The sequence below is a fragment of the Hyphomonas oceanitis SCH89 genome (assembly GCF_000685295.1).
GTDB lineage: Bacteria > Pseudomonadota > Alphaproteobacteria > Caulobacterales > Hyphomonadaceae > Hyphomonas > Hyphomonas oceanitis.
In genome coordinates, this window is the sequence record NZ_ARYL01000056.1 from 1 (window position 1) to 11,697 (window position 11,697).

General features: G+C 58.0%; 10 protein-coding genes and 1 pseudogene. 3 read left to right on the top strand and 8 right to left on the bottom strand.

Annotated elements, in window-relative coordinates; genetic code table 11:
- Positions 1 to 26: 26 nt before the first annotated feature.
- Positions 27 to 671 (top strand): annotated as a pseudogene (locus HOC_RS19130) (IS630 family transposase); the annotation flags it as partial.
- A 12-nt stretch (positions 672 to 683) separates the two neighbouring features.
- On the opposite strand, the gene HOC_RS19135 reads toward HOC_RS19130, so the two are convergent.
- The 6 genes from HOC_RS19135 to HOC_RS19160 form a co-directional block, all read right to left on the bottom strand.
- Positions 684 to 1,115, bottom strand: a complete 432-nt coding sequence (locus HOC_RS19135; RefSeq protein WP_035541575.1) for a GtrA family protein — start codon at positions 1,113 to 1,115, stop codon at positions 684 to 686.
- Positions 1,112 to 2,116, bottom strand: a complete 1,005-nt coding sequence (locus HOC_RS19140) for a glycosyltransferase family 2 protein (RefSeq protein ID WP_051625121.1) — start codon at positions 2,114 to 2,116, stop codon at positions 1,112 to 1,114. The genes HOC_RS19135 and HOC_RS19140 overlap by 4 nt, the downstream gene beginning before the upstream one ends.
- Positions 2,117 to 2,374: 258 nt before the next feature.
- Positions 2,375 to 3,556 carry a methionine adenosyltransferase gene (metK, locus tag HOC_RS19145; protein ID WP_035541577.1) on the bottom strand — a complete coding sequence of 394 codons (1,182 nt, stop codon included), beginning with the start codon at positions 3,554 to 3,556 and terminating at the stop codon, positions 2,375 to 2,377.
- Between the two features lie 32 nt (positions 3,557 to 3,588).
- Positions 3,589 to 4,446 carry a formyltetrahydrofolate deformylase gene (locus HOC_RS19150; RefSeq protein ID WP_035541579.1) on the bottom strand — a complete coding sequence of 286 codons (858 nt, stop codon included), beginning with the start codon at positions 4,444 to 4,446 and terminating at the stop codon, positions 3,589 to 3,591.
- Positions 4,447 to 4,464: 18 nt separating this feature from the next.
- Entirely contained in the window at positions 4,465 to 5,859 is a 1,395-nt protein-coding gene (ahcY, locus tag HOC_RS19155; protein ID WP_035541581.1) for an adenosylhomocysteinase, read from the bottom strand.
- 107 nt (positions 5,860 to 5,966) lie between these two features.
- The gene (locus HOC_RS19160; RefSeq protein ID WP_035541584.1) at positions 5,967 to 7,127 is read right to left on the bottom strand and encodes a DegT/DnrJ/EryC1/StrS family aminotransferase; all 1,161 of its coding nucleotides are present in this window, start codon (positions 7,125 to 7,127) and stop codon (positions 5,967 to 5,969) included.
- A 395-nt stretch (positions 7,128 to 7,522) separates the two neighbouring features.
- Between HOC_RS19160 and HOC_RS19165 the strand changes: the two genes are divergently transcribed.
- The gene (locus tag HOC_RS19165) at positions 7,523 to 8,767 is read left to right on the top strand and encodes an AGE family epimerase/isomerase (protein ID WP_051625122.1); all 1,245 of its coding nucleotides are present in this window, start codon (positions 7,523 to 7,525) and stop codon (positions 8,765 to 8,767) included.
- 104 nt (positions 8,768 to 8,871) lie between these two features.
- On the opposite strand, the gene HOC_RS19170 is transcribed toward HOC_RS19165, so the two are convergent.
- The gene (locus tag HOC_RS19170; protein WP_338390462.1) at positions 8,872 to 9,915 is read right to left on the bottom strand and encodes a glycosyltransferase family 2 protein; all 1,044 of its coding nucleotides are present in this window, start codon (positions 9,913 to 9,915) and stop codon (positions 8,872 to 8,874) included.
- A gap of 178 nt (positions 9,916 to 10,093) precedes the next feature.
- Between HOC_RS19170 and phhA the strand changes: the two genes are divergently transcribed.
- Entirely contained in the window at positions 10,094 to 10,978 is an 885-nt protein-coding gene (phhA, locus tag HOC_RS19175) for a phenylalanine 4-monooxygenase (RefSeq protein WP_035541587.1), read from the top strand.
- Between the two features lie 9 nt (positions 10,979 to 10,987).
- Here phhA and HOC_RS19180 read toward each other — a convergent pair.
- Positions 10,988 to 11,697, bottom strand: a 710-nt coding sequence (locus tag HOC_RS19180) for a UDP-glucose dehydrogenase family protein (protein WP_035541588.1), incomplete at its 5' end; no start/stop codon positions are given.

Genomic DNA, 11,697 nt, shown 5'->3' on the forward strand with positions numbered 1-11,697 from the left:
GGAGACGGGGCGGACCATCCCATTAAACGCTGCTGGCGGCGGAACAAGAGCGCGCTGATGTGAAAGCGGCCCGGGCGGACTGGAAACATTATCGCCAGCCCGCGATGCAGGCTCAGCCCGGGCGGCTGGTGTTCATTGATGGTAAGGCTGACAAGCAATCGCATGCCGATTGCCAGCCGAACGCCGTGAAGACCAACATGTGCCGGCTTCGCGGGCGATCCCTGCGCGGCACACGCCTCAAGGCCAGCGCTCCCTTCGGAAAGTGGGGAACACAAACCTTCATCGCAGGGCTGCGCTGCGGGGCACTCACCGCGCCTTGGATCGTCGAGGGCGCTATGAACCGCGCAGCCTTCGACATCTATGTCGAAACCCAACTCGCGCCGACCCTCGCCCCAGGTGACGTCGTCATCCTCGACAACCTCAGCGTCCACCACAGCCAACGCGCGGCAGACGCGCTCGCCGCGCGCGGGGCCTGGTTCCTCTTCCTCCCGAAATACTCTCCCGATCTCAACCCGATCGAGATGGCCTTCTCGAAACTCAAAGCGCATCTCAGGGCCGTGGCTGCCAGAACCTTCGAAGATCTCACAAACGCTATCGGTGACATCTGCGCGCTCTTCACGCCAAATGAATGCTGGAACTTCTTCAAGGCCGCAAACTATGTTGCAGTGTAAGCGCCCGGTGCTCTAGACTTCGTTGGCGACAGTGTCCTCCCCACCGGGGCGGTTAAAGGTCCAGAAATTGTGAATCAAAAAACTAGCAGGCGGTACGAAGAGTATATTTACCGCAAGGATGATCTCGTTTTCGAAGCAGAAAAATTTCAATATACAAACAAGAATGAATTGTGCTGCTATCAGAACCGCTGTAGAAATTGCATATCTGGGCCCCATCCGCTGGTGCTGACCGCGGACTCTGAATGTCACGATTTTCTGCGCCATGTACGAGACCATCAGGCTGATCACGCTGGCGATGATGTGGGCAATGATCACGGCCATGCCCGACAAGATCAGAGAATAGCCGATAAGCGCGTAAGCGCCGGTGCCGACGAGCCCAACAAAGAAAAACCTAACTGCCCGCAGAGACAGCTCAGACCTGAGTAGCCGGGGCAGGCGGTTCATACCGGGGCAAGCTCAGCGGACACAACCGGCGCTACGTGGATCACATCGCGGACCAGGTATGCTACCATCTGTGTAGGCAGGGCCGAGGCCTGCTCACGCCGGGCGAGCAGGGACAGGATCATGAGAAAGCCTGTCAGCATGGACAGGGAGAGGCATGAGACTAGGAAAAGAATAATGTTCGTCGCGTAACCGGGCACGAAGGTCGTGGTCCCAAACTTGATAACCACGACGGCCGCGATAATCAGGATGACGAAGGCCGACAGGACAGACAGTAGGAAAATCAGCCGTCCGATGACGACGTCGCTGAAAATCGCCATTGCGCTGAAACCGTGGATCATCAGCGAGGTGAAATTCATTTTCGACTTGCCGTGATAGCGCGTCCCCCGGTGGGTCGGGACAAAGGCGATAGGCACCCGTGACTTCAGGATCGTCGCGGCGAAATTGTTCCAGACCCCGGAATTGAAAATCACGTTGCCCTGCCTCGCGGCCGGGATTAGCGAGAAGTTGCCGAATGAGATCAGCTTGCCGGTCAGACCAATGAACATCAGTTTGTAGAGCTGATAGAACAGCCTGAAGACCAATCCCTCCGACCTGCGCTGGCATTGCGCGACGATAATCGCATCGGGTTGCTCCTCGAAGGCCGCCACGAGCTTGGGCAGGTCTTGCGGCTGGTCTTCTCCGTCGCTGTCCATCACCATCACGAATTCCGGCGACATCTCATTGTAGACATGCGCCAGTCCGAGCGCGAGGGCGCGCTGGTGGCCCTGGTTCGCCTTCAGGCTGAGCACCCGAACCGAATCGATTGTCCCCGTGACACGCGCAGGATTCATTTCAGGGACACGGCTCGAACCGTCATCGACAACAATGACGTCCACTTTGCGCTCCGCGGGGAGGACAGTATCGCCGATTTTGGCAAGAAGCACATCCAAACTGTCCCAATCATCCAGCACGGGGATCAGAATGACTGGATTGGAATCGTTCATGTTGGCCACGCATGTCATGATTGGGTTATCCGCCAGTTTGCCAGTCGAGCTTATCTTTTGATCTAGAGCCGATCTCGATGCAAGGCAGCGCCCTGCGAAAATACCGCGATCCAAAATAGAATCTGTCAGCCCCTGCTCGGCGATTGCAGACCTCAAACTCTCCTACGAGCTGCCATCATTACCGCTGCCCCCATGATGTGAAGGCCGCGGCCAATATGCCCAATTCGTATGACCGCACAGATTTGCTGTGAAGCCCCCGGGTAATATGGGTCGGGCTCAATTGATCAGGCGTTTGAGCTCGTCGATGAGATCTGTCTTTTCCCACGTGAACGTTCCATCGGCGCCCGGTGTGCGGCCGAAGTGGCCATAGGCAGCCGTGCCGGCATAGATCGGGTTGTTCAGCTTCAGGTGCGTGCGGATGCCCTTTGGCGACAGGTCGAACAGCTCGCGCAGCAGTTTGGCAATGCGGGCTTCGTCGGCGAGGCCTGTGCCGTGAGTGTCGACATAGACCGACAGGGGCTGCGACACGCCGATGGCGTAGGAGACCTGAATCGTGCAGCGCTTGGCAAGGCCTGATGCGACAACGTTCTTGGCGAGATAGCGCGTCGCATAGGCGGCCGAGCGGTCGACCTTGGATGGGTCCTTGCCGGAGAAAGCGCCGCCGCCATGCGGGGCCGCGCCGCCATAGGTATCGACGATAATCTTGCGGCCGGTAAGGCCAGCGTCGCCGTCCGGGCCGCCGATGACGAACTTGCCGGTCGGATTGACGTAGAACTTGTCTTCGGGCGGGAACCAGCCCTCGGGGAGGACTTCCTGCACGATCGGACGAACGAGTTCGCGCAGCTCTTCGAGCGTTGCGGAGGCCTTGTGCTGGGTCGAGACGACGATCGCGTTCACGCCGACAGGCTTCTCGTCGACATAGCGCAGCGTGACCTGGCTCTTGGCATCAGGCTCGAATTCAGGGCGCGCGCCGGAGTGACGCAGGGCGGCCATTTTCTGAAGGATCTGGTGGGAATAGACCAGCGTGGCAGGCATAAGCTCAGGCGTCTCGTCGGCGGCATAGCCAAACATGATGCCCTGGTCGCCGGCGCCTTCTTCGGCGTACAGGCCCTGGCCTTCTTCAACGCCTTGCGCGATCTCGGCAGACTGTCCGTGCACATAGCAGCTGACATCCATTTTTTCCCAATGGAAGCCTTCCTGCTCGTAGCCGATTTTCTTCACGACATCGCGGGCTGCCTGGATCATCTCGTCATGCGTGATGACCGAACCATTATTGGTGCGCACTTCACCGGCCAGGACGACGCGGTTGGTCGTGGTCAGCGTTTCAACCGCGACCTTGGCCGACGGGTCCTTGGTCAGGAACAGGTCGACGATGGCGTCGGAAATCTGGTCGGCGACCTTGTCCGGGTGACCTTCGGCAACGCTTTCGCTGGTGAATTCAAAGTCGTTCATTTTCATTTTCTATTTCCTCGCAAGCGTCGCGTTGGGGACTATCGGGCAAAGACAACCGTCTTGCCAGCGTTGATGAATATTCTGTGTTCGGCGTGGGCCTTTACGGCGCGTAGCAGCGCCGTGCCTTCAAGGTGGCGACCAAGTTCGATCATGTCGGCCGGACTATAAGTGTGATCGACACCCTCAGTCGCCTGAGCGATGATCGGGCCCTCGTCGAGATCGGGCGTTACATAATGAGCCGACGCGCCGATCACCTTAACGCCGCGCGCATGCGCCTGATGGTATGGCTGGGCGCCCTTGAAGCTCGGCAGGAAGGAATGGTGGATATTGATGCAGCGACCGGCAAGGCGCGTACAGGCCTCATTGCTGAGCACCTGCATGTAGCGCGCAAGCACAATGAGTTCCGCGCCGGTCTCTTCGATCAACGCGAACATACTGGCTTCGGCGTCGGCCTTCGTGTCGGCGGTAACGGGTACGTGGAAGAATGGCAGGCTCCAGTGCGAGAAGCCCTCTTCGAGTGTACGATGGTTCGACAGGATGCCAACCGGCTCGATTGGCAGTTCGCCGCGCCGGGCACCATAGAGCAGTGTGTTGGCGCAATGGTCAGACTTGGAGACCAGCAACAGTGTCTTGACCGGCTGGCCGACCGTGTGGATGCCCCAGGTGGCGGAGAGCTCGCATGCGGCATTCTCAAGGTCGGCCTTAAGGCCAGCGGGCACATCATCGCCGCCTTCCGACTGGAAGACGAGGCGGGCAAAGAACTGGCCAGTATCGGGATCACCAAAGGTGCGCGACGAGGCGATGAAACAGCCATGCCGTTCCATCAGCCGCGCGAGTGTCGCGACCAGACCCACCCTGTCAGGGCAGGAAAGCGTGAGGATATGCTCCTGGCTCAATGCTTTTGCCGCTCCAGCCTAGTAGCGGTAGTGTTCTGGCTTGAACGGACCTTCGGTCGTCACGCCGATATAGTCGGCCTGGCCTTCCGAAAGCTTGGTCAGCTGGGCGCCGAGCTTGTCGAGGTGCAGCATGGCCACTTTCTCGTCGAGGTGCTTGGGCAGCGTATAGACCTTGTTCTCGTATTCGTCGGCGCGCAGGTGAAGTTCGATCTGTGCCAGCGTCTGGTTGGTGAACGAGGCGGACATCACGAAGCTTGGGTGGCCAGTGGCGTTGCCAAGGTTCACGAGGCGGCCTTCGGAGAGCAGCAGGATGCGCTTGCCATCAGGGAACGTGATCATGTCGACTTGCGGCTTGATGTTCGTCCATTCGAAATTGCGCAGGCTTTCGACCTGGATCTCGTTGTCGAAGTGACCAATGTTGCAGACAATGGCCATGTCCTTCATCGCGCGCATATGGTCGACGGTGAGGATGTCCTTGTTGCCGGTCGCGGTGACGAAAATGTCGAACTTCGAAGCAGCCTCTTCCATCGTGAGCACGTCATAGCCGTCCATTGCAGCCTGAAGGGCGCAGATCGGGTCAACTTCGGAGACCGAAACGCGGGCGCCGGAGCCTGAGAGCGAAGCGGCTGAGCCTTTGCCGACATCGCCATAGCCGGCGACGAAGGCTTTCTTTCCGGCCATCATGACGTCCGTGCCGCGACGGATCGCGTCAACGAGTGATTCCTTACAGCCATACTTGTTATCGAACTTGGACTTGGTGACCGAGTCGTTGACGTTGATGGCAGGGAAGGGGAGTTCACCCTTCTTTTCGAGCTGGTAGAGGCGGTTCACGCCGGTCGTTGTCTCTTCGGAGACGCCGCGGATGCCAGCCTTGGTTTTAGCGAACCAGCCGGGTGAAGCCTTCATGCGCTTCTTGATCTGCGCGAAGAGGAATTTCTCTTCTTCCGAACCTGGCTTTTCAAGGAAGGCTGGGTTGGTTTCAGCGCGCTCACCGAGGATCAGGTACATCGTGGCGTCGCCGCCATCGTCGAGGATCAGGTTCGGGCCTTCACCGTCCGGCCACTGGAACATGCGGTCGGTATAGTCCCAGTATTCTTCCAGCGTCTCGCCCTTGTAAGCAAAGACGGGCGTGCCGTTCGCCGCAATGGCGGCGGCCGCATGGTCCTGCGTCGAGTAGATGTTGCACGAAACCCAGCGCACCTGTGCGCCAATGGCTTCAAGTGTCTGGATCAGCACTGCGGTCTGGATCGTCATGTGGAGCGAACCACAGATGCGCGCGCCTTTAAGAGGCTGCGTCGGGCCAAACTCTTCGCGCGCGGCCATGAGGCCTGGCATTTCGGTTTCGGCAATCGCGATTTCCTTGTTGCCGTATTCAGCCAGTTTGATGTCGGCGACGTGATAGTCGTGAGCCATATCAATGTTCCTTTATATGTTTATGTGTGGGTTAGCATGACAGGCAGCCGAAGGCAACGCGGCAAGTGCCACGCAGCGTGTTAAATTCCGTTTGGAATCGGTCCGGTCTAGCCGTTGAAACTGAGGACGGCGTCGATGACGCGGTCCTGGTCCGAGGGCTGCAGATAGGGGTGCATGGGCAGCGCTAGAACGTGCTTGCTTGCTGCTTCTGTCACGCTCAGGTGGCCCTCGGCGGGCGCAAACCGGAGCGCGAAATCCTGTTGGTGGATTGGCACAGGATAGTAGACCATGCTCGGGATGCCCTGCGCCGTCAGGTGGGCCTGCAGGCCGTCGCGGTTGTCATGCTCGATAACGTATTGCGCCCATACCGAGCGGCCGCCCTCAGTCACCGCCGGAACACTCTTGATGCCCCCACGAAGCGCCTTGGAATATCTGTCGGCCACCACCTGCCGCCGCTCGATCTCGTCGGCAAAGATTTTCAGCTTTTCGAGCAGGATGGCTGCCTGAATCGTGTCGAGGCGTGAATTCATGCCGACGCGCAGGCTCAGGTATTTCGGGTCATGGTGGAACTTGCGTGTGGCCGCATCCGACGGCGTGACCTTGCCGTAAACCCGAAGGGACTCGATGAGTTCGGCCAGCGCTGAATCATTGGTAACGATCGCGCCGCCATCGCCATAGCAGCCGAGCGGCTTGGCCGGGAAGAAGCTGGTCGTTGCGATATCGGCCCAGTCGGAGGGGTGCTTGCCGTTCAGCGTGCAGCCATAGCCCTGGGCTGTATCGGCAATCAGCTTGAGACCGAACTCGTCACAAATCGCCTTGATTTCAGGGTAGTTTGCCGGTTGCCCAAACAGGTCGACCGCGATCACCACTTTCGGGTTCAGCTTGCCGGCCGCCTTCACGGACGCGATCTCTGCGCGCAGGCTGGCCGGGGCCATGTTGTAGGTTGCGGCGTCGATATCCACGAAGACGGGGGTCGCGCCGAGCCAGGGCACAACCTGCGCTGTCGCAACAAAAGTGAAGCTTGGGCAGAACACGGCGTCGCCCGGCTTCAGGCCCCATGCCATCAGAGCGAGGGCGAGGGCATCCGTCCCATTTGCGCAGCTGACGGCGTGGCTGGCGCCGCACCATGCAGCGAGCTGCTTTTCAAGTTCGGTGACTTCAGGACCGAGCACATAGCGGCCGCTTTCAACAACACCCTGGATGGCCGTGTTGATTTGTGATTCGATTCGTTTCCGTTGCGCTTGGAGGTCTATGAAGGGAAGGGACAAAGGGTAACCTGCTTGCTGTGTTTAGATGATCGGCGAATACGAGCCGCTAAGGGCATGCGCAAGACACGACTCATTACAGTCTGCTGCGTGCTTTAAATTTGTGCAGTGGCTTTCCTTAAACGAAGACCCAACCACTTGCCATATGACACTTCGCTGAGCTGGCTGCTCAGCAGCGCTTCTGTGCACACAGGATTGGAAGCATACTGCCCTAGTATCTGCAAAAGTCTGCCTGTTATTCCGTTCTTTCATGAGGCGATTGCCAATCGCACTTGCGACTTATCAAACCACTCAGTAGGTGTGATCCAGGTGCCTTCGAATGAACAATTTGTAGGTATCAGTTACGACGCGCCAAGCCTCTTGCTGTAATGCGCATTCAAGGGAGAGTTGAACCGAAGATGCCGATCAAGTTTCTTGCCGCAGCGGACCGTTTGACGAGTTGGTGCAGCAGTGCCGCGCTACCAATGTGGTCGTCGCGCGGCATTGATAGTGAGCGTCGTTTTGTCGAGCAGATTTCGCAACAGGGCCTTGCGGAAGTTGAGGTCCATCGACGTGTGCGTGTACAATTTCGGCAGTATTATTCGCTCGCCCACTCCCATTTGCTAGGCCTAAGTACCGATCTGTTAGAGACGGCAGAGCAGGCGATGACGCAGGCGATTGCCGATAGCTTCGATGCAGACGACCTCACGCAGGAGCGCGGTTGTGCACTTTTGTTGAGCGCCGATGGAAGCATGCTCGATTCGACACGGGACCTGTACACACAGGCCTTTTATCTGTTGGCGCTCGCTTGGCGCTTCCGATTGAGCGGCGACTCGAAATGGCTTGAGGCTGCTGACAGGGAAATAGCATTTCTGGAGAAGGAGATGGCCTCTCCTGAGGGCGGGTACATCGAGAGTATCCCGGACAGGTTACCTCGCCGCCAGAACCCACATATGCATCTATTTGAAGCTTTTCTCGCCTTGCATGAGGCTTCAGGAGCTGCGCGATACCTAAGTCTGGCAGATCGTATTTTCCATCTGTTCGAGGCTCACTTTTTCAATAGCGAGAGCGAATGCATCATTGAGTATTTTACTCAAGACTGGCAGCCCGATCCCTTGCAAGGGGGCCGGATCGAACCTGGTCACATGATGGAATGGGCCTGGCTCGTAGACCAGTATGCCAAACAATCCGGTCGGTCAGTAGGAACATATTCTCAACGCCTTTACCTGAAAGCGCGCGAAATCGGATTAGATCCGGCGACGGGCCTTCTGATAGATGAAGTGCGTGCGGATGGAACGCCGCTGCGGCGAACACGCCGGTCGTGGCCCCAGACCGAATATATCAAAGCTGCCACTGTGCTCGCCCAAGCAGGATACGCGCCGGCTTTAGATCACGCGACATTCGTCATTGAGACTCTTCTGGACACATATCTGAATACTGACGTCCCCGGTATCTGGCAGGATTCGTATAATGCGGATGGAGCAGCGACAGATAATCCCGCTCCAGCGAGTACGTTCTACCACTACATGTCCGCAATCGGGGCTGTATCTAATCTGGTGCGGGCGATTCGAACGGCAAGCCTGAAAGGTCCGTTCTTAGGAGCCGGCGATACGCCAGAATATGGCGAAAACTTCGCGCGTCGAAGCGGTAGTTATCCGCACTAGTTCAACGCGTAAATAATAAGCCGGATGGCATGAAGTCGTATGTAAGCAATAATGTCGTCAGCACGATTGAGTTGCGACGAGCATTTCAAAAGTTCTGAAAATCCTCAGGCGCGCGGCAGCCCCAGATCTGATTTTGTCGATGTGAATTCGCGCACATGCGCCTTTCTCTGGCTCATGCGAAACGGGTTCCACGCCATGGCGCGTGCCAGGGCCCAAAGCGACACTTTACGGCGCGGCCTGTTCTTCTCACGCAATTGCAATGCCGGAAGGCCAAGGACGCCATCGCGCATGCCAAGCCAGGTTTGGGTGACCCGGCCCGTCATGACGCCGCGCAAAAGGATATAGGCCGACAGCGCGACATGGCCGGGCAGGGTGAGCCAGAACAGCGGCGCAGGCATGTTCTTGGCATAGGTCCAGACCCTATTGCGGGCGCCGTGATAGGTTGCGAAATCGCTGACCCGGCCTGACAGGCCACCGCCGACATGGTCTATGATGGCATCTGGCAGGAACACGCAGATCTCGCCGGCCAGTCGCAACCGGAAGCCGAGATCAACGTCCTCGCAGAAGCAGAAGAAGGATTCGTCAAACCCGCCATATGCGAGGAACAGCTCACGGTCGAACACGGCGCCAGCGCCGCATGGGCTGAAGCATTCTCCTTCTCCGGGCAACTCGGTCGCGGGTCGTCCAAAGCCGCCGCGCCATGGGATGCCGAGGATCAGATAGGCGTCGCCAACGCCGTCGAGCCGAGACGGATCCATCTTGTCAAACTGGGTAGAGGCAAACATGCGCGCTTCGGGATGGCGCGCGTGGCCCTCGGCAATTTTCTGCAACCAGTCGGGCCGCGCAGTAGCATCCGGGTTGAGGCAGACAAGCCACTTCCCGGTTGCCTTCCGTGCGGCAATGTTATTGGCAGCGGCGAAGCCATGGTTGACCGGCTCAGCCATCAGCTTGAATGAGGGCAGACGGGATGTGTCGAGCCAATCGATGGAGCCATCGCTTGAGGCGTTATCGACCAGGATCACTTCAAAATCCAGGCGTGTCTGGGAAGCCAGCGAGTCCAATGCCTGCTGTATGAAATCGCCGCCATTATAGTTGACGATCACAATCGAAAATTCCGGGACAGGGCGTGTCAGGCGATTCTCCTTCAGATTGCGTCATCTCAATACGGCGCTGAAGGCATTTCAGGCAAGCATCGCTCGCAGAGACTGGAAAATGAAATTAGTTGCAATTGAAACTTTGTTTGACGAGACACATCACTTAAGATGACATCATCAGAAATGGTCGGCCGAATTTGAACATGACGCCCGAGCCAAACCGGAAGCCGCAATGACTCTTGATACAAAAGATGCCCCCAAGAACCGCTATGCAGGTGCGCCTCGCGCAGCGGACTTCACGATCGACCAGGACTGGGCCTCCTATTCTGCTGCCGAACACGACAGGTGGGACAGGCTGTTCCGGCGCCAGCTGGAAGTGACAATAGGCCGGGCCTCCCAGACGGCGCTCAATGCCATGGCTGCGCTGCAGCTTTCGGCCTCCGGTATTCCTGACATGGAACAGCTGTCAGACCGGCTTGAGGCCATCACGGGATGGCGCGTGGTGCCGGTGGCTGAGCTGGTGCCTGATGAGGTTTTCTTCGATCATCTGGCCAACCGCCGCTTCCCCGCAGGCGCCTTCATCCGCCCTGAAGCGGAGTTCGACTACCTGCAGGAACCGGATATCTTCCACGATATCTTCGGACATGTGCCCATGCTGGCCAATCCTGTGTTCGCCGACTTCATGGAAGCCTATGGCAAGGGCGGTCAGCGGGCGATGCAACTCAGCCAGCTGCACAATCTGGCGCGGCTTTACTGGTACACGGTGGAATTCGGCTTGATTCGCGAAGCAGGCGGATTGCGCATCTATGGCGCCGGCATTCTCTCCAGCCCGAATGAAACGGTATTTGCGCTGGAAGACGACAGCCCGAACCGGATCGGTTTTGACCTCGCCCGCATCATGCGCACAAAATACATCATCGACGATTTCCAGCAGACCTATTTTGTCATCGACAGTTTCGAGGCGTTGCTAGAGGCCTGCTACAAGGACTTCGGGAGTGTGTATGGCGACGTCAAAATCAAGCACGACCTTGAACCAGATGAGACCATCCAGACGGATGCGATTATCACACGTGGCACGCTGGACTATTTCCGAACTAAGAGTGGTCCGCTGTCATAAGCCCGAAAGCTACGGGCGGCCGATCGACGTGTAGGCGAAGCCACGGGCCGCCATGTCTTCCGGAGAATAGATATTGCGCAAGTCTACCACGATATTCGTGTTCAGCGCAGCTTTCACACGATCAAAGTCGAGCGCTCGGAACTGGTCCCACTCGGTGATGATGACCATGGCATCTGAGTCCTGAATGGCATCATACGGGCTGGTGGCAAACACGACACCTTCCAGCAGGTTCGCCGCTTCGGTCATCGCTTCAGGATCATAGGCGCGGACCTTTGCGCCTGCCGCCATCAGCGCAGGCAGGATGTCGAGGCTTGGCGCATCGCGCATGTCATCGGTGTTCTGCTTGAACGCAAGGCCCAGAACGCCAATCGTCTTGCCTTTCACGTCCCCGCCCATGGCCGCGATGACCTTGTCAGCCATGGCTTTCTTGCGCGCCTTGTTCACTTCGACGACCGTATCGACGATACGCACCGGCGCGCCGACATCATTTGCCGTCTTGCTGAGTGCGAGCGTGTCTTTCGGGAAGCAGCTGCCGCCATAGCCCGGGCCCGCATTCAGGAACTTCCTGCCTATACGGTTGTCGAGGCCGATACCGCGTGACACTTCCTGCACATTGGCGCCAACCTTCTCGCACAGGTCCGCCATTTCGTTGATGAAAGTGATCTTCACAGCGAGGAAGGCGTTGGCAGCATACTTGATCAGTTCCGAGGTGCGCCGAT

Bases quoted from the DNA above. Each gene is read 5' to 3' on its own strand.
- HOC_RS19135 (WP_035541575.1), bottom strand. From the start codon at position 1,115: ATGAACCGCCTGCCCCGGCTACTCAGGTCTGAGCTGTCTCTGCGGGCA.
- HOC_RS19140 (WP_051625121.1), bottom strand. From the start codon at position 2,116: ATGACATGCGTGGCCAACATGAACGATTCCAATCCAGTCATTCTGATC.
- metK (WP_035541577.1), bottom strand. From the start codon at position 3,556: ATGAAAATGAACGACTTTGAATTCACCAGCGAAAGCGTTGCCGAAGGT.
- ahcY (WP_035541581.1), bottom strand. From the start codon at position 5,859: ATGGCTCACGACTATCACGTCGCCGACATCAAACTGGCTGAATACGGC.
- HOC_RS19165 (WP_051625122.1), top strand. From the start codon at position 7,523: ATGCCGATCAAGTTTCTTGCCGCAGCGGACCGTTTGACGAGTTGGTGC.
- phhA (WP_035541587.1), top strand. From the start codon at position 10,094: ATGACTCTTGATACAAAAGATGCCCCCAAGAACCGCTATGCAGGTGCG.